Raw genomic sequence first — 24,944 nt, 5'->3', positions numbered from 1 at the left:
TCGAATAGCGTGCGCAGACTGCCGTACGGTTAGGACATGGTCCTGCCCTCCTCGTTCGCCGCAGGTTCCAGCTGCCCTCCGCCGATTCCGGGGTCGCGCTGGAATACGGCGGACGCGCCCGTTCGACCGCTGCTGCTGTGGGTGCGCACCGGCACCGCACATGTACGCCTGGACGGCGGGCCGGTGCTCCATCTCAGGGCCGGCGAAGGCGCCTGGATTCCCGCGGACGGCCGGGCGGAGCGGGCGATCACCACTGAGCCGGGCACGGTCGCCTTCCCGCTGTCTCCCCCGGCCGGTGTCGGCTCTCGGGGGTTGTCGGAACTGACGCGGTTCGAGGTTCCCAGCGGCTGGCAGGACTGGTTGATCCAGCTCTTCAACATGCAGGTCACTCCGTTCAGCGGCCGCGGGTACTCCCTGGAGGCGATCGAAGAGCTTCTCAGTCGCCCCGGCTCGCGCCCGCCGGCGCCCGCAGTGGTCGGGCGAGAGGCAAGCCAGGAGGGGTTCGCCTCGCCGGCGATGCCGCGAGCCCGCGGCGCCAGAGCGGTCGCTGAGGAACTGATGCGCGACCCCGGGCTCGACCTCACCGTCGAGCGATGGGCAGCGCGGGTGCTCTGCAGCGCGCGGACCCTACGCCGTGACTTCCTCGCCGACACCGGGCTCACGTTCGAGCGGTGGCGGCTGCTCTGCCGGCTCGGTGCCGCCGTGGAGTTCCTCGCCGCCCATTACGACGTGGACCAAGTGGCCGCTCTGGTGGGCTTCGCCAGCCGCAACGGCCTCACGCGGGCCTTCAAGGCACAATTCGGACTCACCCCCCACGAGTTCGGACGGGAACTGTCCGTCCGGCCTGGCGCCGGTGGGCTGACGCAACGGGCGGCGGCGGCACGGCAGACCGACCACCTGATCCGGATGATGCGCGAGACGGACACTCCCGCCGCGCCTGAGACCCTGCCCGCGGCCAGCACGCCGTCACATACCAACGACATTCACGTCCTCAGCTGGATGTACCGAGGCAGCGGGTACCTGGACATCGGCGACCAGCGCTACGAGCGGGAGCGGGGCGTGGCGACCTGGATCCCGGCGGACCTGGAGCATGTCACCGGCCTCCGCGAGAACTCCGTCTCCCTGCCGCTGGGCAACGCCAGTACCGCCGACCTCCACCTGACCGCGCCGCTGCAGGTGCGATTCTCGCCCGCGTGGAACGACTACTTGATGTTCTGCTCGATCAGCGCCCGGTCCCCTCTGCGTCCCCACGCTCACAACCCCCTCCACATCCTCGACCTGTTCACGGAACAGATCGCCGTACAGCGAGCGCTGTCGGTGCCGATGCCGACCGATCCGCGCGCGCGTGCCGTCGCGATGGAGTACCTGCGCCGTATCCGCGAGCCTGGCAGTACGCATGATGTCGATGTCCGTGCCGAGATCCACCGCGCCTTCCGCGACGAGACCGGTATGACACTCAGCCGCTGGCGCTACGCCGCCCGCATGCGCATCGCCCGCGACCTGCTCGCCGGGGGCGCCCCGCCCAGCGCCGTCGCGCGCCGGATCGGATACGCCCACCTCCCCACGTTCAGCGCCGCCTTCTCCCGCTTCCACGGGCTCTCCGCACGCGAGTATCAGGAACGCGAGGTGGCCAACAGCCGCTGACAGGATGCCGGCTCCGCTCGAAGTCGGCGGAGCGCACCATGCGGTAGGTGACGGGGCGGGCTCCACCGTGACCGGCCGGCCGTCGGTGCCGTACACACCCGCAGCCGGGGCCAGGACGCGCCGACCACCTCTTCGGGGCCGTCGGTGCCCGCCTCCCAGTAGCCCCAGGTCCGCAGCGGCCGTCCGGCGGCTCGAGTGAGACTGAAGAAGCCCCCGGCGTTGCTGGGGGCGGAGAGTCGGTGACGTGGTGCAGGGCGTGGCGTCTCTGGCCTTTGGGTGGGGGAGCGGTACGTAGATGTGCGCTCGGTGACGGTGGAGTCGTCTGCCGGCGGTTTTCGGGGTGTGGGAGGCGCGTGTGATCGGATGCCGCGCAACATTGGCACGCGGACCCACACCCGGTACTCCGCCGCCTCCACCCTGCCGCCGTCAAGGTCTCGGTACGACGGCAGCCCTACCAGGTACAGCCAGCCCGTCTCGGTCTGCCACCGCTCCATATCCGCGACAGCCTCATGTGCCGATGGACCGAGCATGGATCCGCGGGCGGCAACGGTGCGGGGGTGAGGCATGGAGAACTCGCATGGGAAGGGCGGGCGCCGGGGAACGCGTGTTCCGCTCCTCGGCGACCGCTCTGGGACGCCGGGCCTAGCGTTGACCGGCCTTGGTTCCGTGGTTTGCCTTCTTCTTGCGGCGGGTCCTCTTCTTGCGGGCTCGTTTCGACATTGCGGTCAACTCCCGTGTTGTGCGGTGTGCTTCAGGTGGTGCTGCGGCCGACCAAGAGGTCGGCGAGTTTGTTGAGGCGTTTGACCGTGCGGTCCTCGGTGGCGGCCGGTGCGGGGGCGACACGTTCGTCGCGGTCGTAGTAGGCGCCGTTGACGATCTCGACGGCCGGGTCGCACAGCCGGACGACGTGTGCGGCGCCCTCGGCGGGCGTGGTGCCTTCGTGGGCATACAAGGGGAGCAGCGCGGTGTCGCAGGCGCCGGGATGCACGGAGACCGCGGTGACACGGGGGTCGGCCGTGAACACCGTCAGGGCCAGTTGGGACTGGGCGTAGGCAGCGAGCCGGGAGTAGCGACGGGCGCGGTTGGGGTCGGCCCACTGAATCGAAGCCGTGCGGTGCAGAGCCGATGACACGTTGACGACGCGGCCCCCCGGCTCGGTGGTGAGCGCCGGCTCGAGCAGGCAGGTCAGCAGGTAGTGGGCGAGGAAATTGACCTGGAAGGCGATCTCGTTGCCGTCGGCGGTGACGGTGTGCCGTTCCGGGGCGGCCATGGCCGCATTGTTGACGACGACGTCCAGGTGGGGGTGCTCGGCGACCACCTTGTGCGCGAGGGTCTCGACTTCGTCGAGGCGGGTGAAGTCGGCGGCGTATGTGCACAGGCGGTCCGCGTCGATGCCCGCCGTTGCGACGAGGGCGTCGGCGGCCGCGCGGGACTCCTCGGCGGTACGGCCGTGCAGCAGCACGGTCGCGCCGCGCTCGGCGAGTCGGCGCGCGGTCTCGTAGCCGATGCCGGTGGTGGCGCCGGTCACCATGACGGTGCGGTCGGAGAAGGAGGACAGGCTTGAGTCGGACATGATCCAATCCGGGGTTGCGGGCACGCCGGCACGGCCCGGCTAGGGGCGGCGGACGTGCGGAGGGCAAGGAAGCATGAGGGGCGCCGGAGTTGATCACGGCGCCCCTCATGTATCAGGAAGCGGAGTCGGCGGACACGCGTCGGCGGGACGCAGGGCGCTTCCTGTCAGCGCGGCTCAGGACACGACGGCCGAGTGGGACTCGGCGGTCGGTCCAAGAGAAGCCAGGCGCTGTTCACGAAGTCCATGGAAGCCCTGCCGTACGCCCCGGGCAAGCCGGGATCCCGTCCTATGACGGAGCTCTGACATGTTCATACGGGTTTTTGACGGGCGAGCCATTCAGAGCGACGCGGCCCGGCAGTTCGTCTGCGGAGGGCGGGACGTGGTGCCCTCCGGCGAACGTCAGACGTCCCGCTGCCAAGTAGGCGCGAGAAGCGCACTCTTGCTTCCCAGAGCCGCACCTTACGAGCCGGCAATCTGGCGCGTCGGAGAACTGCTCCGTCGAGTTGCTGTTCCCGGTCAGCTCGTTTTGACCACGGGGAGTCAGCTGGGCGGGGGAGAGCTGGTGCGTCGGGAGACGAGGGTGGGGGAGAACTTGATCTGGGCGGTGGGGCGGGTTCGGTCGCGGATGCGGGCGATGAGGAGTTGGGCGGAGTTTGCGCCGATCAGACGGCCTGCCTGGTCCACGCTGGTGAGAGAGATGGGCCCGAGGGCGGCGAAGGTGGTGTTGTCGTAACCGGTGATGGAGATGTCGCCGGGAACTTGGAGGCCGGCCTCGGATACGGCTTGCAGGACTCCCATGGCAACGATGTCCGCGCCGGCGAAGATGGCGGTGGGCCGGGGGTCTCGCGCGAGTAGTTGCTGCGCGCCGAGGTATCCGCCTTCCTGGGTGTAAGTGGTGGAGACGACCGCGATCTCCTCTTCCAGCCCGCGGGCTCGCATTGCCCGTCGGTAGCCGTCGGCGCGGATGGCGTTGGGCATCTCGGCAAGGCGGCTGGGGTCGGTCTCGGCGTGCTCGATGTGGGCGATGCGGCGATGCCCGAGATCGGCGAGGTGGTCGACGATGAGGGCTGCGCCGGCCAGGTCGTCGTCGGAGACCGTGTCGTACGCGGCGGATTGGCCGTGCCGGCCGACGACGACTGTGGGTACGACGCCGGCGACGCTTTCGAGATGGGACCGCGGTGATATGGGGGCAACGAGGATCAAGCCGTCCATCCCGCGGTCGATCATGGCGTCGGTGACCTTGGCTTCCGCCTCCTCGCCGTTACGCCCCGGCGCCATGAGGACCCGGTAGTCGGTGTCCCACAGGGCGTCGGTGATGCCGTCGAGGATGTCGGGGAAGAAAGGGTTGCGGATGTCGGGCAGCATCACGCCGACTGTGTACGTCTGGCCCCGCATGCCTCGTGCCCCGGCGAAGGGGCGGTATCCCAGTTCGTCTATGGCTTGACGGACCTTCGCGCGCATCTCAGGGCTCGTCCCGTAGGCGTTGCGCAGCACTTTGGACACTGCCGTGGTGGACACCTGAGCATGCCGTGCGACGTCGACGATGGTGACGCGCTTGGGCTGCGCGGGCGGTTCCATCGGGCTCCCTCCAGGACTCACGTAGGAAACGTTCCCCACCGGGCGGACAGCCCTGCGTGGCCATCTCGTCGACGAACCGTACCGTCCAGCAGTCTCTTTCGGCAGCTCACGGCAGGACGGGCCCGACTGCGGCGTAGGGAGCGCCAGTTGATCGTGTGCGACATCTTGACGTCTCGTGGACCCCTCCCTAGGGTCTGTCGCACGTTTTGGGGAACGTTACCCACGAAATTGAAACGTTTTAAGAACGGGGCGTCACCAGTGCCTACAGCCTCCCGCGATCAGCTGTCGCGGCCGACCACCGTCGCCCCCAGACCCCCCATGGGCAAACGGCCCTCCCCGCGCCGGACCACCTCCCCATGGTGGTTCGCCGCACCGGCGATGGCGCTGTTCGCCTTCGTCGTCCTGGTGCCCAGCGCCCGCGGGGTGTACTACGCCTTCACCGACTGGGACGGCCTCGACCCGGACTTCTCCTTCGTCGGCCTCGACAACTTCACGGGCATACTGGACGACCCGAACGCGGTGCAAGCCATCTGGCACACCCTGTTGATCGCGGTGTCGGTCACCATCATCCAGAACCTGTTCGGGCTCCTGCTGGCACTCGGGGTCAACAGCCTCATCAAGACCCGCAACCTGCTGAGGGTCCTGCTCTTCGCCCCGGCCGTGATCACCCCGATCGTGACCGCCTACCTCTGGCGCAACCTGCTCGGCCCGAGCGGCGCAGTCAACAGCCTCCTCGGCGCGGTCGGCCTGGACTCCTTGCAGCAGAACTGGCTCGGCGACCCACAACTGGCCCTCTGGTCGATCGTGGGCGTCATCGTGTGGCAGTTCGGCGGCTACTCCATGGTCATCTTCCTGGCGGGACTGCAGTCTGTGCCACAGGAGATCCATGAAGCAGCCGACATCGACGGAGCCGGCCCCGTCCGCCGGTTCTGGTCCATCACCTGCCCCCTGCTGGCCCCCGCCTTCACGATCAATCTGATGCTGTCGGTCATCGGCGGGATCAAACTCTTCGACCAGGTCCACGCCCTGACCGGGGGAGGCCCCGGCCACGCCACCGACACCCTGTCCACACTGATCTACAAGGACGCCTTCACCCTGGGCGAGTTCGGATACAGCATCGCTCTGGCAGTCGTCCTCACGATCATCGTGGCGGTTGCCTCCACCGGGCAGTACCTCGTCCTGGCCCGCGGAGAGAGAGCCGCCTCATGACCCGCTACCGCAAGCGCACCTTCGCACTCGAACTGGCCATGATCGCCGTCGCCTTGGTGGTCGCCTTCCCCGTCTACGTGCTGGTCAACCTGGCCGTGCGGCCCGTGGCGGACACCTCCTCGCCGATCCGGCCGACAACCTCGCCCACCTTCGACAACTTTTCCCAAGCCTGGCAGCAAGGCGGCCTGGGCGGCGCACTGTTCAACAGCGTCCTGGTCACCGCCGGAAGCGTGCTCATCATCCTGACGGTGTCCTCGTTCGCCGCCTACCCGCTGGCCCGCTCGACCGCACGATGGTCACGCGGACTGTTCCTGCTGATCATGCTCGGACTGATACTGCCCTTTCAACTGGCCGCGCTGCCGCTCTACCAGACGATGCGCGACCTCGGCCTGCTGGGCACCCCCTGGGCACTGATCCTGTTCTACTCGGGCCTGCAAGTTCCCTTCACCACCTTCCTCTACACCGGATTCCTGCGCGCCCTGCCCCGCGACTTCGAAGACGCGGCCCTCATCGACGGCTGCACGCCGGCACAGAGCTTCCGCCACGTGGTGCTGCCCATGCTCAAACCGATCACCCTGACCGCGCTCGTCCTCAATGTCGTCGCGGTATGGAACGACTTCTTCACCCCGCTGCTGTATCTCAGCGGCAGCACCCAGCAGACCATGCCAGTGGCGATCGCCGGATTCTTCGGCCAGTACGTCACCGACTGGAACCTCGTCTTCGCCGCCCTGGCGATCAGCATCGTGCCGATCCTGGCCGTCTACTTCGCGCTGCAGCGCAGCATCATCAGCGGCTTCGCCGGAGGGCTGAAGGGATGACCGACGCCATGAACCCGTCGCTCCTCACTCCCTACGCACTGCAGACGGAGCAGCGCGACGCACCCCTTGGGGTAGGGGAGCGGCACCCGAGGCTCTCCTGGAAACTCCGCTGTCGGCGCCGCGGCGCAGCCCAGAGCGCCTACCGCATCACCGTCGCCGCACACCCCACCGACCTCGACACCCAAGGCTGCCTGCTCTGGGACAGCGGTCGCCGTGCATCGCCCGGCACCCTGCTCATCGTCTTGGACGGACCGGCCCAGGCATCGGCCACTCGCTACCACTGGCGAGTCGAGGCCTGGGACGAGAACGGCGCCCGCGGGGGCACCGCCCGGTCCTGGTTCGAAACCGGCCTGCTGGACCGCGCGGACTGGCTGGGCGTGTGGGTAGGCCGCGACTTGGCCACCCTTCCCCCCTACGACCCACCACAGGACGACGACCCCGAAGCCTCGTCACTGCAGTCCCCGCCCCTGCAACTGCGCCGCGCCTTCCACGCGCCCAGCAGGCCAGCGCGAGCGCGCCTGTACGCCACGGCACGCGGTGTCTACGAGCCTCGCCTGAACGGCTCCCGCATCGGCGACAGCGAACTGTCACCGGGCCGGACCGAGTACCGTCGCCGATTGCAGTACCAGACCTACGACGTCACCGACCTGGTCACGGACGGCGCCAATGTCCTGGCCGTCGTCGTCGCCGATGGCTGGTGGAGCGGGTATGTCGGGTTCGATCCGCGCCGCGCAGCGCAGCACTACGGGGACCGCCCGGCCGTCCTGGCCCAGCTGGTCATGGACCTCACCGATGGCTCGCGCCAGGTGGTTGCGACCGGTCCGCAACGGGCCGAGCAGCCCGGCTCCATCCGTTCGGCCGACCTGCTCATGGGCCAGACCGTCGACGCCCGCCGGCACACCGCCGGCTGGGACGCACCCGGCCGGGTCCCTGCGGGCTTCCGCCCTGCCGCCGTTGTCGAAACCGACCCTGGACCGCTGGTCGCCGAGCCCGACCACCCCATCCGCGTCACCCGGAATCTGCCGGCCATCGACGTGCACCACCGCGGTCACAGCCGGTACATCGTGGACTTCGGGCAGAACCTCGTCGGCCGCGTCCAGCTGACCGTCCGCGACGCCGAACGAGGACAGCGGATCGTCCTGCGCCACGCAGAGGTCCTCGACAACGGCGAGCTGTACCTGGACGATCTCCGTCGCGCCCAGGCCAGCGACGTCTACATCGCCGGCGGCACCGGTATCGAGATGTTCGAACCGCAATTCACCGTCCACGGCTTCCGCCACGCCGAGATCGACCCCTACCCGGGCGTTCTTGCCGCCGCCGACGTCACGGCCCGCGTCGTGCACAACGACACACCATGGACCGGCAGCTTCGAGTCTTCCGACCTCATGGTCAGCCAACTGCAGTCGAACATCGCCTGGCGACAGCGGGGAAACTTCCTCGCGGTGCCCACCGACTGTCCGCAACGCGACGAGCGGCTCGGCTGGCTCGCCGACGCCCAGATCTTCGCCCCGACCGCGAGCCGCAACGCCGACGTCAGCGCCTTCTTCGCACGGTGGATGCGCGACGTGCTCGACGGACAGGACGACGACGGCGCCTTCAGGGACGTCGCCCCCGTCATGACCCTCGCCTGTGAGGCGGCCCCTGCCTGGGGCGACGCCGGAGTGATCATTCCCTGGTTCCTGTGGCGCGCCTACGGCGACCGACACGCCCTTGAGAGCTCCTTCGACGCGATGGCCGCCTGGGTGGAACACGTCCGACGTCACCATCCCGACCTCCGGTGGCGGCACCGCACCGGAAACTCCTACGGCGACTGGCTGCAGGTCGGCGTCACCACACCCCGCGACGTGCTGGCGACCGCATATTTCGCCCACAGCACCCGGATCGTCGCCGACACCGCCGAAGTCCTGGGCCGCACGCGGGAAGCCACGCACTTCCGGATGCTCCACGCCGCTATCCGAACGGTCTTCATCGAGTCCTACGTCCACGCCGACGGCAGCATCGAAGGAGGCACCCAGACCGGATACCTGCTGGCCCTGGCCTTCGGCCTCCTGCCCGAGCGCCTCGTCGAAGCCGCGGTCAGCCACCTGGCCGCCGACATCGAAGAGCGGAACACCACCTTGACCACAGGCTTCGTCGGCACCGCCCTCCACTGCCCGGTACTGGCCGAGCACGGCCGTGCCGACCTGGCCTACGCCCTGCTGCACCAGGACGCAGATCCCTCCTGGCAACACTCGATCCGCCACGGCGTCACCACCATCTGGGAACGTTGGGACGGCTGGACCGACCACGGCGGCTTCCAGGCCGCCGCGATGAACTCCTTCAACCACTACAGCCTGGGCAGTATCGGCGACTGGCTCTTCGGCCGCGTCGCCGGCATCGACCAGACCCCCTCCTCGGTCGCCTACAGCGAGCTGCTGCTGCGACCTCAGCCCGGAGGCAGGCTCACCTGGGCCCGCGCCGAACAGGACACCGCCCGCGGGCACGTCACCTGCGGATGGGACCTGGCCGACGGCCTGCTCACGGTGACCTGCACCGTGCCTCCAGGCGCCACCGCCACGCTGCTCGTACCCACGCCCGACCTCAGCAGCGTCCGCGAAGGCGCCGTACCCGCTGCCGGCCGGCCAGGCGTCCTCAGCCTCGTACCCCGTCCGGCCGGAGCCGCTCTTCGGCCGGCCTCAGGCCACTACGTCGTCAGCGCCGCTGCCCCGGTGCTGACTTCACCGATCCTCTCGTGATCGCAGCCCCTTCCCCATGGGAGACACCATGATCAGAACCAGACTGTCCGCTGCGATAGCGGCAGTGACGGCCGCCGGCCTTCTTGCAGCGTGTAGCGGCGGCACCAACGCCGCGGGCGGGAAAACCTCGACCACCCTCACCATCGCCTCGCAGGATCAGGGATCCATCGAGCCCGTCGTCGAGGCCTTCAAGAAGGCCAATCCCGGAATCGACGTACGCCTCACCGTCAGCAGCGCCGACCAGTACCAGCAGCAGATCAGAACCCGGCTCGCCTCCGGGACCGGTCCGGACGTGATGTCGGTCTGGCCGGGCAACGGCAACCCCGCGGCCACCTATGTGCTGGCCAAGCCTGGCTACCTGCTCGACCTGTCGGACCGCCCGTGGGCGTCGAAGCTGCCCGACGCGGTCAAGACCGTTGCCCAGTACGAGGGAAAGACCTACAACGGCGTCTTCGGACTCAACGGCATCGGCGCCGTCTACAACCAGGACGCTCTGGACAAGGCAGGCCTCACCCCACCCGGCACCTGGACCGAACTCCTTGACTTCTGCAAGGGTGCCGCAGCCAAGGGAACCCCTGCCTTCGCACTCGGTATCCAGGACAACTGGGTCACCCAGATCGTCCTTTACGCCCTGGTCGCCACCACCGTCTACGGCCCCGACCCGGACTTCGACAAGAAGATGCAGGCAGGCCAGGCCACCTTCGCGGACTCGCCGTGGACCACGGCCATGGCCAAGTACCAGCAGATGGACAAGTCCGGCTGCTTCCAGAAGGATCCGCTGGGCACCAGCTACGAGGCCAGCCAGGAACTCGCCGCCACCGGCAAGGCTCTCGGCATCATCCAGGGCAACTGGGTCATCGCCCTGCTCAAAGGCAAGAACCCCAACGGGAGGTTCACCGTCAAGGCACTCCCGGCCACCGACACCGCCTCGGAATTCCTCATGCCCGCCGCAGGAGGCACCGGCTACGGAGTCAACGCCAAGACCAAGAACAAAGACCTCGCCCTGAAATTCGTCGACTTCGTCATGTCGCCCGCGGGCATGAACCTCTTCGTGAAGACACAAGGCGGCCTTCCGACCCTGTCGGACACCGGCTTCACCCCCGACCCCTCGCTTGCCGAGGTGTCCACATTCGTCAACGGCGACCGCACCGTCCCCTTCATGGACCAGCTCTGGCCCAACGCCAAGGTGCAGCAGACCATGCTCAGCGGCCTGCAGGAGATCTTCAGCGGACAGTCCACCCCGAAGCAGGTACTCCAGGCCATGGACGCCGACTACAAGACCGGCTCCTGACCCAGACCGACCGCCGGGGCGCAAGTGCTGCCCCTGCGATGTGAGTTCGACTCCGTTCACCTTCTCCAAGAGAGATCACACCCTCATGATGAAACGATTCAATTCGGTTGGTGGCGGCACCCGCGGCCTCAGACGCTCTCGGGTCGTCATGGCTGTCACACTGCTGGCCACTGTCGGCTCAACCGGAGTCCAGGCCCAAGCCTTCTCCACCGAGGACCCCGACTGGCAGTCCTACGTCCTGGCCCCGTCCACCCCGCAGGTGAGGCCGGTCGACGTCGAAACCCGCGGCAACGTCACCCACCCGAAGACCCTGGTCCGCGGCGGGGGCAAGGGCAAGCCGAAAGCCACCACGCTGACCACGGTCGCCGGCGGTCCGCCCGCATCCGTCCTCCTCGACTTCGGCAAGAACATCGCCGGGACCCCGTACTTCGACATCACCGCCCTCGAAGGCAATCCGACACTGTCCCTGGCCACGGCGGAGGCCCGCCGCTACATCCGCACGCCTGCCCTGACCACCGTGTCCGCCACCGCGGCGTCGGGAGCCACACAGGTCACCGTCGCCTCGACCACGAACCTCGAAGTCGGCAACACGATCACCTTCGGCACCGGGTCGGCCGCGCAGAACCGAACGATCACCGCCTTCGACACCACCGCCAGGATCATCTCCTTCAAGCCCGCCCTGACCAGCGACGTCCCGGCCCAGGCCACGACGACCTCATCGCCGGGCGCACCCAGCTCGGACGAGTCCCGCGGCCTCGCGGGCGTCGGCGGCATAGACAACCTGCAGCCCACCGCCACGGGCCGGATCTCCGCCAGCTATCACCCCGGCTTCCGCTTCGCCCTGCTCACCCTGACCTCGCCCGGCAGCATCTCCATCTCCGCCGCCGGCGTGGACTTCCAGGGCGTCCGGGCCACCCCCGCGCACTACAAGGGCTGGTTCCTCTCCGACGACCACGAGCTCAACAAGATGTGGTACTCCGGCGCCTACACTCTGCAGCTGAACCTGAAGCCCGCAGGACTGAACGGCCTGGCGGACAAACGCATCTACGACGGTGCCAAGCGCGACCGCAGCATCTGGACCGGCGACCTCCTGGTCCAGGGACCGACGGCCATCTCCACCCTCGGCGACGAGGGCGCCGGCTACGTCAAGGCCTCGATCGACGTGCTGCTCGCCACCCAGCGCGCCGACGGAGCCATCCCCGGATCGCCGGACTTCCGCAAGGGCAGCAACCCAGCCGGATCACCGCTGTTCTACTCCAACAACTACTCCGGATACGGCGCACGGGCCGCCATCGACTACTACCGCTACACCGGCGACGAGGACTACATCACCACGATCCTGCCTGCCCTGCGCGCCGAACTCGCCTATAACGACACGTTCCTGACCGCCAACCATCTCGTCGAATCCAACGACCGTGACTACTGGCAGTCCAGCCAGACCGGCGAGGTCACCAAGTACAGCATCGACTACTACATCCTCCTCAAGGAGATGGCCTGGCTGGAGCGACAGGTCGGCTCCGCCACCATCGCCGACGAGCACGACAACAAGGCCGACCAGATCAAGGAAGCCGTCAACGCCACGCTGTGGAATCCGCAGTTGGGCGCCTACGGCCAGAGCACCGACCACCCGGACGTGCTCGTCGAGGACGCCAACGCACTCGCCTTGCAGTACGGCTTCGTCCCGGCGGAGCGGCGCGCCAGTGTGCTCAGCGCGCTGAAGACCCTCTGGACGCCCTACGGCGCGATCATGGGGCCTGGTCTGGTCGACCCGACCGGCCACACCATCGAGCCCTTCGGGAACGGTATGGAAACCGCCGGAAGGTTCGCCGTCGACGACACCAACGGTGCCTTCGACCTGATGCGCCGCACGTGGGGGCCGATGGTCGACGAGAAGGACCCCCTGTACACAGGAACCTTCTGGGAGTTCAAGAACAACAACGGCGGCGTCAATCGCGCCACTGCCAGCCTTGCTCACGGCTGGGCCGCCTCCCCGACCGTCCAGCTCACCGAGCAGGTCCTCGGTGTGACACCCCGCGATCCCGGCTACGCCACGTGGAGCATCAAGCCCCGCACCGGCAACCTGAAGTGGGCCAAGGGCTCCATTCCCACGAAGTACGGCAACATCGCGATGAGCTGGCAAGCGAAGGCCAAGGCCGGGCAGTTCAGCCTCCACGCCAGCACGCCCCGCAACACGGCCGGAACCGTCGCCGTGCCTGTCACCAGCAAGTCCATCGTCAAGGTCAACGGTCGCACCGTATGCACGGCAGGGAAGTGCAACGCCTACCAAGGCGCCATCACCGACGGCTATGCGCAGCTCAACGTTCCCGGCGGCACGTACGACATCAGCGTCAGCCGCTGACACAAGTGCCATGGCCAGCGGCAGCTGTTCATCGAAGAACGCTGACCGCCGCACCTTCCTAAAAGCACGCCCTGACTGACAGGAGTTCGTCAATGTCCGAAGATTCGCGTGGCTTGAGCCGCCGACACGTCGTAGGGATCATGGTGGCTGGAACGGGCGGACTGGCAATCCCGATGGGCAGCGAAACTCCGGCAGCTGCCACTACGCCGCTCAGGCACGACCGCAGGGCGACCGTCGGACACCTCAGCATCGACGGCCGCACCGATGAACCGCTCGGTGTCGACGACCCCTCTCCACGCTTGGCCTGGCAGGTCACCAGCGCACCGCCGAACTGGACCCAGAAGGCCTACCAGATCCGCGCGGCAGCAAGCGCCACAGATCTGATCCACGGGCGCTACATCTGGGACTCCGGCAAGATACGCTCCAGCGCTCAGACCGACATTCCCTGGCGCGGTAAGGCCCTCAAATCCCGTCAGAACGTCGTGTGGCAGGTACGCCTGTGGGACTCCCACGACGACGCAACGCCGTGGAGCAGCCCGTCCTCGTGGGAGATGGGACTCCTCAAGCGCACCGAGTGGGAGCCGGCACAGTGGATCGAGCACCCTGGCCGGCAGGTCGGCGACCCCTTGCCGATCTTCGCCCGCGCTTTCGGCGTGAGCGACCGGCAGGGCGGCAAGGTCGTCAAGGCGCGGCTGTACATCGCTGGCGTCGGCTTCCACGAGGCCAGCCTCAACGGACGGCCCGTCACCGACGAGGCGCTCGCACCGGGCAGTTCCAACTACCAGCTGTCCGTCGAGTACCGCGCCTATGACGTCACCCGTCTCATCCGTCCCGGAGCCAACACCCTCGGGGTGGAACTCGGTCACGGACAGGCCCTGGTCACCCGCTCCGTCACCAACCCGGCCACGGGCCGCACCGCTCCATACAGTTGGTGGCAAAGCCAGTTCAAGGGCACCGGCCAACTGGCAGCACCAGTCGCAGGCGGAGACTCCGTGGTCAAGCTCACCAGTGTCAGCGGCTACCACGTAGGCGGCACGATCAACATCGACACCGGCGACGGCGGCGATCGCCTCGAGTCGCGCACCATCACCGCGATCGGCACGGCCGGAGCCGACGGCACCGGCATCACCGTCACCCCGGCCCTCACCAAGCAGCATGCGGGCGGCGCGGCCGTCAGCGGCTCTGGAAACTCACTGGCCAGCACCGACCCCAGTGCCGGAGCCGCCGTCACACCCCGCCTGATCGCACGCCTGGAGCTCACCAGGGCAAATGGTTCCGTCCAGAGCATCGTCACCGACCACTCCTGGAAGACCTCACTCGGACCGACGACGACGGGTAACTGGTACTCCGGGACCGACTACGACGCCCGCAGGGAACAGGTCGGATGGAACGCCCCCGGCGCCGACCTCTCCGCCACGGCCAAGCGCCGCGACGGCAGCCCGGCCGCATGGGTGCGGGCGGGCATCGCGCCACCCCCGAACCTCACCACCGAGCTCGTATGGCGCGTGGGCGAGCCGGTGAAGAAGGCCGACCGGATACGTCCCGTCAGTATCACCGAGCCCAGCCCCGGAGTATGGGTCTTCGACTTCGGCCAGAACATTGCCGGCTGGCCAGAGCTCGCGGTCGACGGAACGGTCCCCGCGGGCACAACGATCACCATGAAGCCGGCAGAGTCGCTGTCCGCAGACGGGACGGTCCACCAAGGCTCCATCATGGGCGGAGGCAGCAGCCGCGGAACCAACGTCTTCGCCACCTACACCACACACGGCAATCGCCAGGGGGAGACGTGGCACCCCCGCTTCGACTACTTCGGTATGCAGTGGCTCCAGGTCACGGGTCTGCCGCAGGGCTACACGCCCACCGCCGACACCATCACCGCAGTGCAGCTCCATGCCGACACCCCCGTCGCCGGGACACTGAAGACCTCGAACGAGCGCATCAACCGGATCCACCGCATGTCGCGGTACTCGGTCATGAGCAACATGATGTCGACGTTCACCGACTGCCCCGGCCGCGAGAAACTGGCCTACCCCGCGGACTATCTCCAGCCCATCGGCTCCCTGCACCGCATCTTCGGCTACAACGCCTACCTGCGCACCATGCAGCGTCATCTGGCTGAGGGGCAGTCCAAGGCCGGCGACAACATCGGAAACGTGGCCCTCAAGGCGCCCGTGTACGACTGGGGCTACACCGGCCGCTTCGGCGACGAGATCAACTGGGGCAACGGCATCATCCTGGTGCCGTGGTTCCTCTACGAGCTCTACGGCGACACCCAGACAATGGAGCGCTACTACCCGCAGATGCAGGCGTTCATGAACTACATCAGGACGCAGAAGGTGGGAACGGGCGCCGACGCCTACATCGTCGACGCCGCTCTGGCGGACTGGATCGCCGCCGAAACCACCTCCGGCCGCATCACCGGCACCTGGGGCTACCACCAGATCGCGGATCGCATGGCAAAGATGGCCGCGCTCCTCGGCCGGCGCGCCGAAGCCCTCGAATACCGCAGTCTCGCCTCCAACATCAGAACCGCGTTCAACGACGCCTTCTACAATCAAGCTCTCGGCCGCTATACCAGCCAGGGAAACGCGGGCACCGCCGGAGCAACCCAGGCTGCCCAGGCCCTCGCGCTCGACGAACACCTCGTGCCCGAAAGCGAACGCCAGCGGGTGCTGGACTCCCTGGTCGAACTGGTCTACGGCTTCCAGCCCTTCGGTGGCGGCCCGCACTTCAGCGGCGGCACCATCGGGCTTGCACCCATCGTTCGAGTCCTGACGGACGGCGGCCGCGACGATGTCTTGTGGGACGTGCTGCAGGAAGACACCCGGCCGAGCTACGGATACTTCATGGCGCCGACCACCGCGAACCCTCAGGGGCTCACCACGCACCCCGAGCAGTGGGACATGGGCAACTCCAAGAACCACATGATCCTTCTCCAGATCGAGGAGTGGTTCCACAGCGGCCTTGCGGGCATCCGTCAGGCCCGCGGTACCACCGGCTACCGGCAGCTGGTCATCGATCCGCGCATCGTGGGGGACCTGACGCACGTCGAGGGCACCTACCAGACGCCCCAAGGCGAGGTCGCATCCGAATGGTCCCTGACGAGAGGCACTTTCAGACTCAAGATCAGCGTGCCGCCCAACGCAACAGCAGAAGTTCGTGTACCGCGAGGCGGCCGCACCGCTCACGAGATCCCGAAGGGTGCGACCTTCCGCCGTGTCGAAGATGACCGGGCGGTCTACCACGTGCCCTCCGGCACGTACGTCTTCGTGGCCAGGGACGTGCACGCCGGGCAGTAGCTCGCAAGCGCCTTGGTCGAAGAGTGCCCCCCTCAGGCTCGCCGCTCGCCGCTTGCCGACGAGCGGCGAGCCTGACCGTATTAGCCGCCAAGAGCCTTGTACATGGTCGCGAAGTGGGCATCGGCGCGGTGTTCACGTGCCGAACGGATGCTGGGTGGTGACATCAGCGCCTGAGTGATCGGCGCCAGGGCGTGCACGGTGACGGAAGCGGCGACCCTCGTCAGGGATCCGGTCGCGTGCCGGCGCGATGACGGGCGAGGGCCGCCTGCAACTCCCCGAGCAGCGCATCGGACAGCGGGGCGCCCTGAGCATGCTTGAGAGGTATGCATGGAGGGCAACCTCGACTGAAGCCCCGGCTAGACGGGCCCTCCGGCACTCGGGCTGAACCGGGGAAGCCTGAGCCGGACCGGCCCCAAGGAACGCCGGTATACGGCCTGAACACAGAGTTGCCCCCTCCCTTCCGGCCACACATGGTGGCGATCTGCGGACCTCGGCGAGTGCGCTTGGCCCGGTGCGGGCACATCGCGGTCAGCAGGCGAACTCCCGCGCCGCGTCACCGGCATGTCAGAACAGCTTGCCCTGGTCGGCTGTGGGGCGAGGGCCCGGGGCCGGCGCTGGGCAGGATGAGGTGTTCGGCCAGGGGGCGCGTTGGTGGAGTGAGGCGGTGCGGGTGAGGATGATGACAGGTTTCGGCTTGCCCTCTCGGCGCGATGCCATTCACCGGCAGCCGCTTCGAGCATCTCGCCGGTAGGGGAGACCGCCCCGAAGCCGCCGACACGATGAACGCCACCGATCTCACCGCGGTGGAGACCCCGTCCTTCACATTTCCGGGTGCCAGTCGCGCTGGACCTTCTTGAGCACCGGCGGCATGACCGTGGAGACGCGGGCCCGGTTCGACGCTCCGCGCCCATGGGCACGACCGACGACGGCGCCGGAGTCACGGCATGAACGACCGGCCCGCGGGCCTACGGCGAGCCCCGGCCGTGTGGAACCGGGCGTTCGGAGCCGCACGTCCTCCCGTACATGCTGATCGTCCTGGGGATACTCTTCGCCGTCGCGCCCGTCGTCGTCTGGATGACGATCGCCCGTACCCGCCCTGTCGGCTTCGCGATCGGCGGCACGCTGCTCGCCGGAGCCGTTCTGTTGATCAGTGTCCAGCAGAGCTGGATCCACGCCCCAAGGCCTGACGCTCACCTGCTGTTCGCGGCTTTGGCGCCCTTGGTCATCGCCTGCGGTGCGGGACTGGAAGGCCGCAACGAGAACCTTCGTTCCCCGGAATGGACCTCCCGACGAAACGGAGCGATCGGTTTCCTAGGGATGCAGTTCGCACTCACCCTCGTGGTCGGTCTCCTGTATGCGCTGATGCTCAGCGAAGGCTCGGATGCCCCGCCGTCCAAGGCCCTCCCCTCATTGCCGCCAGGCATCAGCATGGTTGACGAGGGCATCGGCTGCGGTTCGGGCGGCTGCTGGCGTGCCGCGAGGGTTACCAGCGGGGAGGGTCTGTCGCGCTCGGAGATCATCCGCGAACTGGGCCTCCAGCAGGAGAGCTGCCGCTCCAGCGGTTGGCTGCTCGACTGGCGTGACGTGTGCGTAGGAGCCAGGGACAATGACACCAACGTGACCATTTATGCCAGATGGGGATACTGAGAGACCGCTTCTTAGTCGGCTACGAGGGTCCTGTACGAGGATCTGTGACAAGCCGCGTGCCTCACTGGTGACAAGCAGGCTGTTTCGACCGGTCTCATGCACCAGCCTATGGGGAGCTGCACAGGCGTCCCGCGGCCGCGCAATTCCCCCCGCACGAGACACGAGAGCCCCCGTCCTCCTGGGCGTGGAGGCGGGGGCGCTGCGGTGTGCGAAGTCTGGCAGCGTCAGGTCTGGCACTGCGAGGTTGCCGCGCTGGACCAGTTCGACCAGGCGCCCCCCGCCGGCCTCACATGGATGCGGATCGTGATTTTGACGGGGCCACAGATGCGGGTGTTCGTGGCGACGGCGATCGGGCCGACCGTGGAACGTCGCTGCACGATGGACCGGCCGCTGCCCATTTTCATCCAGTCGTCGCCGTCTCCCTGTACGTGGAGATACGCCTCGTACTCGACCCATGAGGCGTGGGAGCGGGAGTTGGTGAGGAGGGCATGAGCGGTGATCTCGCGCCAGAAGATCTGCCCGTCTTTCCAGCGTTCGGCGGAAATACAGCCCCGGGCGCCGATGTTCTGCGTCGAGACCCCGCCGCCGCAGGCTACGGCAGCGGCGTGGGCCGGGGCGGGGAAGGCGAGCGCGGCCACGGCGGCTGCCGCGAGGAGGGCTCCCGTACGTTTCATGGTCCGGGCAGTCTTCGTCATGGGGGAACCGTATCCACTCGTTCAGTCGCGGTGGCGCTGACAGGGCCGAGCCCGGTTCGATGAACTGCACTTGGCCATGGCCCCCGATGTGACAGTCCGGCCCAGGTACGCGGCGAGACGGTCGAGAGGGTCGGCGTCATCGGGGACCGGCTGCGGGGGAGCGAAGGAACCGGCGGTAGTAGGGGGCAGATCGCCGTAGATCTCGCGTACGACGGGGAGCGCCGTCTCGGCGATGTGCTGAACGGTGTCGTAGGGGCGCCCGATGGACTGGGCCAGGTCCCAGCCGTGGACCAGCATCTCGATCAGCAGCTGCTCGACGATCCGTCGACCGGGGGCGGGCCCGTAGCGTCGCTCAAGCATGCCCGGGCGTGCGAAGGCCGACCGTGCGGCCCGGGATGCAGTACGGAAGGCCGTGACGTGATCGTCCCCGATGTGGTCGGCGGTGAAGTCGGAGCGGGGAGTTCCGTCTGCCAGTCCGGCCCATAGCAGGTTCTCCCAGACCAGATGGTTGAGGAGGGCACGAACGTCCCAGTCGGCACAGGGCGTTGGCTGGTCGAACTGGCCCGGCTCCACCTCGGAGACGAGCACGCCGACGGCGTCCAGGACCTCCTCACAGGCTTGGAGCACGCCGGTTGGTTCCCACGCGTTCTCCCCGGCGTCGTACATCTCGCCGAGTCGCGCGGCTCGCACACCGGGCTCAGTATGCGTCCGCAGTGCCGTCGTCAGCCATCGGCCGGCTGCCGCCATGCTGGGCCGCACGGGCCAGCCGTTGATGATGCACAGCAGCTGCCAGTACCGCTCCGCGTGCGTGTCGGAGGCGACTTCGAGCTGCTCAAGGAGGAGAGCTCTGGCCTGCGCGTCGTCGACAAGCTCCGTTCCGTCCGGAGCAGCCTGCGTGGGGATCCAGGTCGCCACGATCGCGGTGACGACGGGATCGGCTGCCGGCGAGTCCGGGGCAATGCCTTGCGTCCTCGCTGTCTCCACTCGCCTCAGCCAGTCGTCCGTCACCTGCTCCGCGTTCCGCAAAGCGCTGTCGTCGTGCTCGCCCGGGTGGTGTTCGGCGGCGTAGCGGGCCATTCGGCGCACGCTGGCGCGCAGAGCTGGATTCCTGACGAGCTCGCCCAGTTCGAGCCAGGCGTCGACCTGCTCGTCGGTGGGATCGGCGGGCAGGTCAGGAGTGGCCGCCAGCAGGCCCCGTCGATAGGTGGGTACGTCCAGTTCCCCCAGGGTGTCGGTGACGAAGTCCTCGATGATGGCACGGCGTTCGGCTGCGGACATGCGCGCCAGCTCGGTCATGGTGGTGAGCCCCTCGGCAGTGGTGTTGCGGCGGATGACGGAGCGCAGCACGGCCTGCTGCGTTCGCAGCGTGCGGATCTGCTTCTCCAGCGCGTCGATGTGCGTCGCGGCCACGCCTGGCAGGGTGCTCTCGCGTTCCAGTACGTCCCGGATCGTCGCCAGCCCCAGGCCCAGCCCGCGCAGTGTCTGCGCCAGCTGCAACCGGGTCAGTGCCTCGGTGCCGTACAGCCGGTAGCCGGCCCCGGTCCGACGTGTCGGGTGAACGACCCCGGCGTCCGACCAGTGCCGGATCAGCTTCACCGACAGCCCGGTCTTCCGGGCGACTTCCCCGATACCCCAGAGCGTGTTGTCACCGACGTGCATGCGCTCCACCCTTGGGTCTCCCATGGAGGGAGAGTCAACAGGCACCCGGCCTCCGCCGGCCCTCGCCGCCGGATTCATGGGGATGTTTCGGTGTACGCGGCTGGACGCAAACAGTCGTACGCCGACACGCCCATGCCAACTGCTTCCCGCCCGCCCACCTGCGGCGTTTCCTCGCCGGACCTCCGAAGACTCTCGACACCGCCAAGTGCAAGGAGTGCGGCTCCGTCTTTCCGCTCGACCACACCTTCCGCTACCTGCCCCGCTACTGCTCCGCAACCCATGAAGATCCAGTTCGGTCAACGCTACCGGCTCTGTTCTTCCGCCTGTCGCAGAGTGGCCTGCATCGAACGTCAGCTTCGCAACAAGGACACCACTGAGCAGCACAGACCCCGCACCTGCATCGCCTGCGAGCACCTCCTGCCACCGACCACCCCGCCCTCGAGATCACCTGCTCAGAGAAATGCAGACGGCAGATCTCCCGCTGGCACTGGATGATCGAACAGCACGGGCTCCCTCTGCCCTCAAGGACATACACGTTCTGGGGAACCCCGACAGTGACGAAGCTCCCCTCTGACCCGCATCGCCGCTGGTGCAGCCGCCGATGCCGCACACAGGGATCCCAAGGCCATGTCCCAGCCACCTTCTTCAACCCGTTGATCTGCAAACAACGCCAGAGGCCGTACGAACCCCCCGCGAACGGCAGGGGCCGGCGCTGGTGTTCACGAACGTGCTACCGGCTGGCCGGCACCGACCCAGCGGTGATACGCGCCCATGTCGACGTTGCTGCCGCACACGATGGTGGCTACATGTCGGCCGCTGAAGCGGTCACGGTCTTCGAGGACTGCCGCGATGCCGAGCGCGGCCGACGGCTCCACGACGAGGCCGGCATGGTCGAGGAGCATCCGCATACCGGCGATGATCGACGCCTCCTGGACCAGGACGGCGTCGTCGGCGACCATGAGAAGGTCGTCCAGGACGGCCGGGATGGGACACCGGCCCGCGACGCCGTCAGCGATGGTGTCGGTCGAGTCAGTGGTCACGACGCGCCGCTGGCGCCAGGAGTATGTCAGCGCCGGTGCACCCAGCGGCTGGACGCAGATCACCTCGACCCCGGGCGCAAGGGCCTTCACCACATGCCCCACACCGGTGGCCAGCGCCCCGCCGCCCAGAGCAATCAGGACGGCGTCGAACGACGGCACGGCGTCCACCAGTTCCAGGCCGATGGTCGCCGCACCCTCGCAGGTCTCGATGTCCAGGCTGTCCTCGACCTGGCGAATGCCGTCGCGTCGCGCGATGGCCGCGGCCCGCTCACGAGCCATCTCGTGGTCGCCGTCCACCAGCTCCAACCTGGCGCCCAGCGCGCGGATGCGATCAAGCTTGGCCACGGTCGCGAAGCGGGAGGCCACGACGGTGACGTCGAGTCCCCGGCCGCGACCGGACCAGGCGAGGGCCTGGCCCAGGTTGCCCGCGCTCGCGCACACCACGGCTCTCGAATCGCTTTCGGCGAGTTGGCTCGCAACCACCTCGGTGCCACGGGCCTTGAAGCTGCGGACCGGGTTCGCCGTTTCGAGCTTGACGCTCACCGCGCACCCGAGGACGGGCTCCAGCGCCTCACAGCGGTACAGCGGCGTGTCGAGAAACATGGGGTCGATTACCCGCCGAGCGGCTCGGATCCGAGCAGTGTCGAGGCGCGTCTCCTGCACGAGACAGCAGCCTAGCGCCGCTGGCTGACGCTTCACGAGTGATCGTCAAAGCCTCCGGATAGACCATCGGCCCATCTTCAGTGTCACAAACAGTGAAGTGACCCATCTTCGCCGACACAAACTTCGATCGCCCCAGCTTCTGTGAGAACCCACCCAAGATCCCCGTCACGCATCAACGGGGAACCCCGATTGGCCCTGGGCATAATGTGCAAGGGAAAGCGCTCCCCAAGTGATGTGACCTCCCCCTGGTGGTAGCCGAATGAAGAATTTCGACCGGTGTGTACGCTCGTTGCTCATACGGCTGCAGAGCAGGTCGGGGTCGCGGCTGCACCACAAATACGTTCCCGGGGCCTGGTTGCCATGGGCACGGTTGAGGGGCGCCAATCTGAGAGGGTCAACTCTGACCAAAGCGAACCTGACCAGGGCGGACCTGTCGGGCGCGAAGCTGGACGACGTCAACCTGTTCGGAGCGAAGCTCCGAGGTGCGAATCTTCGGGGAGCGAGCCTGACGCTCACCCACCTCCGGCACGCGGATCTCACGAACGCGCGGCTGGGCGACGCCAATCTGAAGTACGCCAACCTGTCCGGCGCGAACCTGACCGGTGCCGACCTGGGGGGTGCGAACCTCATCGGGACAAACCTGCTCGGGACGCGCCTGCACGCCGCGGACCTGACCGGGGCGCGGCTGCACGGGCAACGCCTCGCCCTGGCACACCTCGTCCACGCGAACCTCACCGACGCGGATCTGACCGAAACCGTCCTCCAGGCCGCGAAGCTGCACTCAGCGCGGCTCACCGGCGCACGAGCACAGGGCGCAGACTTGCGCAGCGCCCACCTGACAGGAGCGGATCTGACAGGAGCGGATCTGCGGAACGCCCGCCTGTCATTCGCGAGCGTCCGGGGCGCGGACCTCAGCCGCGCCGACCTGCGTGAGGCGGAGCTTGAATTCTTGTCCGACGTCGCCGAAGCGACGTTCCGGGAAGCGGATCTGCGCGGCGCGCGGCTGGAGATGGTGGACGGCCCGCCGGACGGGGTCGGCGACGTACAACGGGAGGCGTACGGGAGGCGTCTGTTCGAGGCGCACACCGGCTCGGGCATCTTCATGTCGGTGCACTGGTCATCCGCCACCCGCTGGCCGGCGTCGATCACCGACGACGTACGAGAGTGCTCCGAGGAGACCGCGCCTGGCATTTGGCAGGTGGTGAGGTAGAACGGCAGGTCGGTGTCTCTTGGCTGCACCGGCGCCGTGGCGCCGGTTGGCAGACCCATCGGGGTCGACCGGCCCGCAGAGCAGGCACCAGCGGCGGCGACGGGTACACCGCGGTCGACGTCGATGTCCTGGTTGAGGTCCTCGCGGGCACGACCCGGCATGCGGTGGTGACGGTGGCGCGGCTCAGGTAGCGGCTTGGCGGGCGTCCGCGCGCGCGTCGTCGCGGTGGCGCTTCTGGTAGTTGGCCGGTGTGGTGTCCCCGACGGCGGCCGAGGCCGCGAGGACCGTCGTGTGGGGCTGCGCAACTCCTGCAGGAACTGCGCCACCAGGGCGGAGGTGAGGCGCGTCTGCCCGGTGTGCGCGTACGGGGCGGAGGCCGCGGCCACGGCATCGCAGGCCTACGCGAACGCCGGGCCGTCGCTGCGCCAGCCGCTCGTGTGCGCGATACCGAGGATGAGCTCGGCCCGGCCGGGCGGTACGCCGAGGGCGAGCAGACGCGGGTAGTCGGCCCGTCCGGTCCGGACACGCTCCTCAAGGGCATCGGGGTCCCGGCCGGCGAGCGCGATCGTGAGCCGGGTGTCGGTGCGTGCTCGGGCCCACACCGCGGTCATCTCGAGGCCGAGGCTCTCGGGCGGGGCCAGGGAGCGGGCTCGGGGAGCAGGTGCCGCCATCGGCTGGTGTGCGTGGACCGACCGGTAGCCACGCTCATCTAACCTGCGTCACGACCTGCCGCATGCCGTCCTGGCACTGCTGTACGAGGTGGACCGTTCCATCATGACCCGGGCGGTCGGTGAGGTGCGCAGACTGCCGGCGGGGAGAGGATTTGCTGTCCCGGAACGGCCCGGTGTGCGGCTTCGCACGCTGGAGGACGTGTGCGCTTACGCCCAGGCCGAAGGTGTCCGGCTACGGCTGGACGCCACCGAGTTCCAGGTCCGCCGTCCGGCCGCGGGCCGGGGCGGCCGGCGGGCGTTCGTGTCGGGCAAGAACAAGCAGAACACGATGAAGGCCACCGTCATCGCCGACCACCAGGGCCGCACTTTGTGGACCGACGGCCTGCGTCCTGGGCGGATGCACGACGCCGTCCGTCTGGCCGGTATCGGCAGGTGCTTCACCTTTCGGACACCTACCAAGCCAACGCCGCTCTCGTGTCCGCCCGCAACACCACCGTTTGAAGAAGGCACTGAGCAGGGCAACGTGTCGCACTCCCTATTACGCACCAACTCGTTAGAGGGCACCTGATCTAGGTAGTTGGTGTCCTGGGATGATTTTGTGACTCGCGTCGTTGGTGGTCGTTGGATGTGGCGTGTCAACCGCACCGGTATTCCGGACTACCTGCCGCACGACTTCCCGCCTTCCAACCTGCAGCCGTGGCAGGACCGGACAGATCAGGGATTGCAGCACCGCGAACGCGAACACCCCAGGAGGACCACGGCCGGAACGGCACGCGGGTGTCAGGGGTGCGGTGAAGCCGTGGGGAGCTGGACCGGCAGAGGTTCCCAGGTGGGTGTCTCCGGTGGCGCGGGC

Annotated in this window: 16 protein-coding genes and 1 pseudogene; 11 read left to right on the top strand and 6 right to left on the bottom strand. The window is 68.0% G+C overall.

Features of this window, described 5'->3' with window-relative positions:
- The first annotated feature begins 36 nt into the window (after positions 1–36).
- Positions 37–1,644 (top strand): helix-turn-helix domain-containing protein, encoded by a 1,608-nt coding sequence (locus ACIP2X_RS08555; RefSeq protein ID WP_401669326.1) that lies wholly within the window; start codon positions 37–39, stop codon positions 1,642–1,644.
- A gap of 751 nt (positions 1,645–2,395) precedes the next feature.
- On the opposite strand, the gene ACIP2X_RS08550 is transcribed toward ACIP2X_RS08555, so the two are convergent.
- Positions 2,396–3,217, bottom strand: a complete 822-nt coding sequence (locus ACIP2X_RS08550) for an SDR family NAD(P)-dependent oxidoreductase (RefSeq protein WP_401669323.1) — start codon at positions 3,215–3,217, stop codon at positions 2,396–2,398.
- Positions 3,218–3,757: 540 nt separating this feature from the next.
- On the bottom strand, positions 3,758–4,795 hold the full coding sequence (locus ACIP2X_RS08545; protein WP_401669321.1) for a LacI family DNA-binding transcriptional regulator: 1,038 nt from the start codon (positions 4,793–4,795) through the stop codon (positions 3,758–3,760).
- Positions 4,796–5,113: 318 nt separating this feature from the next.
- On the opposite strand from ACIP2X_RS08545, the gene ACIP2X_RS08540 reads away from it, so the two are divergent.
- The 8 genes from ACIP2X_RS08540 to ACIP2X_RS08505 all read left to right on the top strand — a co-directional run bounded on the left by ACIP2X_RS08540 (position 5,114) and on the right by ACIP2X_RS08505 (position 18,153).
- Positions 5,114–6,004: a carbohydrate ABC transporter permease gene (locus ACIP2X_RS08540; RefSeq protein WP_401669319.1), complete on the top strand. Its 891-nt coding sequence runs from the start codon at positions 5,114–5,116 to the stop codon at positions 6,002–6,004.
- Positions 6,001–6,822: a carbohydrate ABC transporter permease gene (locus ACIP2X_RS08535; protein ID WP_401669317.1), complete on the top strand. Its 822-nt coding sequence runs from the start codon at positions 6,001–6,003 to the stop codon at positions 6,820–6,822. Before ACIP2X_RS08540 ends, ACIP2X_RS08535 begins: the two co-directional genes overlap by 4 nt.
- Positions 6,819–9,557 (top strand): family 78 glycoside hydrolase catalytic domain, encoded by a 2,739-nt coding sequence (locus tag ACIP2X_RS08530; RefSeq protein ID WP_401669315.1) that lies wholly within the window; start codon positions 6,819–6,821, stop codon positions 9,555–9,557. The genes ACIP2X_RS08535 and ACIP2X_RS08530 overlap by 4 nt, the downstream gene beginning before the upstream one ends.
- Positions 9,558–9,585: 28 nt before the next feature.
- On the top strand, positions 9,586–10,848 hold the full coding sequence (locus ACIP2X_RS08525; RefSeq protein ID WP_401669312.1) for an ABC transporter substrate-binding protein: 1,263 nt from the start codon (positions 9,586–9,588) through the stop codon (positions 10,846–10,848).
- A 148-nt stretch (positions 10,849–10,996) separates the two neighbouring features.
- The gene (locus tag ACIP2X_RS08520; protein ID WP_401669310.1) at positions 10,997–13,207 is read left to right on the top strand and encodes an alpha-L-rhamnosidase C-terminal domain-containing protein; all 2,211 of its coding nucleotides are present in this window, start codon (positions 10,997–10,999) and stop codon (positions 13,205–13,207) included.
- Positions 13,208–13,299: 92 nt separating this feature from the next.
- On the top strand, positions 13,300–16,506 hold the full coding sequence (locus ACIP2X_RS08515) for a family 78 glycoside hydrolase catalytic domain (protein WP_401669308.1): 3,207 nt from the start codon (positions 13,300–13,302) through the stop codon (positions 16,504–16,506).
- Between the two features lie 710 nt (positions 16,507–17,216).
- Positions 17,217–17,363, top strand: a complete 147-nt coding sequence (locus ACIP2X_RS08510) for a DUF6308 family protein (protein WP_401669306.1) — start codon at positions 17,217–17,219, stop codon at positions 17,361–17,363.
- 166 nt (positions 17,364–17,529) lie between these two features.
- Positions 17,530–18,153: a hypothetical protein gene (locus ACIP2X_RS08505; RefSeq protein WP_401669304.1), complete on the top strand. Its 624-nt coding sequence runs from the start codon at positions 17,530–17,532 to the stop codon at positions 18,151–18,153.
- Between the two features lie 224 nt (positions 18,154–18,377).
- Here ACIP2X_RS08505 and ACIP2X_RS08500 read toward each other — a convergent pair whose 3' ends face one another.
- From ACIP2X_RS08500 to ACIP2X_RS08490, 3 genes are all read right to left on the bottom strand, one after another.
- Positions 18,378–18,848 carry a hypothetical protein gene (locus tag ACIP2X_RS08500; RefSeq protein ID WP_401669301.1) on the bottom strand — a complete coding sequence of 157 codons (471 nt, stop codon included), beginning with the start codon at positions 18,846–18,848 and terminating at the stop codon, positions 18,378–18,380.
- A gap of 21 nt (positions 18,849–18,869) precedes the next feature.
- Complete coding sequence (locus ACIP2X_RS08495) at positions 18,870–20,531, bottom strand: TIGR03086 family metal-binding protein (protein ID WP_401669298.1); 1,662 nt, start codon at positions 20,529–20,531, stop codon at positions 18,870–18,872.
- Between the two features lie 695 nt (positions 20,532–21,226).
- Positions 21,227–22,210 carry a threonine/serine dehydratase gene (locus ACIP2X_RS08490; RefSeq protein ID WP_401669295.1) on the bottom strand — a complete coding sequence of 328 codons (984 nt, stop codon included), beginning with the start codon at positions 22,208–22,210 and terminating at the stop codon, positions 21,227–21,229.
- Positions 22,211–22,469: 259 nt separating this feature from the next.
- Here ACIP2X_RS08490 and ACIP2X_RS08485 point away from each other — a divergent pair, with 259 nt between their 5' ends.
- A complete protein-coding gene (locus ACIP2X_RS08485; protein ID WP_401669292.1) occupies positions 22,470–23,420 on the top strand; it encodes a pentapeptide repeat-containing protein in 951 nt (316 codons plus the stop codon).
- Between the two features lie 398 nt (positions 23,421–23,818).
- Here the strand turns inward: ACIP2X_RS08485 and ACIP2X_RS08480 are convergent, their stop codons facing one another.
- Positions 23,819–24,031: a hypothetical protein gene (locus ACIP2X_RS08480; RefSeq protein WP_401669289.1), complete on the bottom strand. Its 213-nt coding sequence runs from the start codon at positions 24,029–24,031 to the stop codon at positions 23,819–23,821.
- On the opposite strand from ACIP2X_RS08480, the pseudogene ACIP2X_RS08475 reads away from it, so the two are divergent.
- Positions 23,985–24,530 (top strand): annotated as a pseudogene (locus tag ACIP2X_RS08475) (transposase family protein); the annotation flags it as partial. The gene ACIP2X_RS08480 and the pseudogene ACIP2X_RS08475 sit on opposite strands and share 47 nt — an antisense overlap.
- Positions 24,531–24,944 lie beyond the last annotated feature (414 nt).

Origin of the sequence: Streptomyces sp. NPDC089424 (genome assembly GCF_044749345.1) — a bacterium.
Taxonomy (GTDB): Bacteria; Actinomycetota; Actinomycetes; order Streptomycetales; family Streptomycetaceae; genus Streptomyces.
The sequence above is the reverse complement of the archived record's forward strand: the minus strand, read 5'-3'. Positions and strand labels throughout refer to the sequence as shown.

Bases quoted from the DNA above. Each gene is read 5' to 3' on its own strand.
- ACIP2X_RS08515 (WP_401669308.1), top strand. From the start codon at position 13,300: ATGTCCGAAGATTCGCGTGGCTTGAGCCGCCGACACGTCGTAGGGATC.
- ACIP2X_RS08525 (WP_401669312.1), top strand. From the start codon at position 9,586: ATGATCAGAACCAGACTGTCCGCTGCGATAGCGGCAGTGACGGCCGCC.
- ACIP2X_RS08480 (WP_401669289.1), bottom strand. From the start codon at position 24,031: ATGACCGCGGTGTGGGCCCGAGCACGCACCGACACCCGGCTCACGATC.
- ACIP2X_RS08510 (WP_401669306.1), top strand. From the start codon at position 17,217: ATGCCATTCACCGGCAGCCGCTTCGAGCATCTCGCCGGTAGGGGAGAC.
- ACIP2X_RS08555 (WP_401669326.1), top strand. From the start codon at position 37: ATGGTCCTGCCCTCCTCGTTCGCCGCAGGTTCCAGCTGCCCTCCGCCG.
- ACIP2X_RS08545 (WP_401669321.1), bottom strand. From the start codon at position 4,795: ATGGAACCGCCCGCGCAGCCCAAGCGCGTCACCATCGTCGACGTCGCA.
- ACIP2X_RS08520 (WP_401669310.1), top strand. From the start codon at position 10,997: ATGGCTGTCACACTGCTGGCCACTGTCGGCTCAACCGGAGTCCAGGCC.
- ACIP2X_RS08500 (WP_401669301.1), bottom strand. From the start codon at position 18,848: ATGACGAAGACTGCCCGGACCATGAAACGTACGGGAGCCCTCCTCGCG.
- ACIP2X_RS08485 (WP_401669292.1), top strand. From the start codon at position 22,470: ATGAAGAATTTCGACCGGTGTGTACGCTCGTTGCTCATACGGCTGCAG.
- ACIP2X_RS08535 (WP_401669317.1), top strand. From the start codon at position 6,001: ATGACCCGCTACCGCAAGCGCACCTTCGCACTCGAACTGGCCATGATC.
- ACIP2X_RS08530 (WP_401669315.1), top strand. From the start codon at position 6,819: ATGACCGACGCCATGAACCCGTCGCTCCTCACTCCCTACGCACTGCAG.
- ACIP2X_RS08540 (WP_401669319.1), top strand. From the start codon at position 5,114: ATGGGCAAACGGCCCTCCCCGCGCCGGACCACCTCCCCATGGTGGTTC.
- ACIP2X_RS08550 (WP_401669323.1), bottom strand. From the start codon at position 3,217: ATGTCCGACTCAAGCCTGTCCTCCTTCTCCGACCGCACCGTCATGGTG.
- ACIP2X_RS08505 (WP_401669304.1), top strand. From the start codon at position 17,530: ATGCTGATCGTCCTGGGGATACTCTTCGCCGTCGCGCCCGTCGTCGTC.
- ACIP2X_RS08495 (WP_401669298.1), bottom strand. From the start codon at position 20,531: ATGGGAGACCCAAGGGTGGAGCGCATGCACGTCGGTGACAACACGCTC.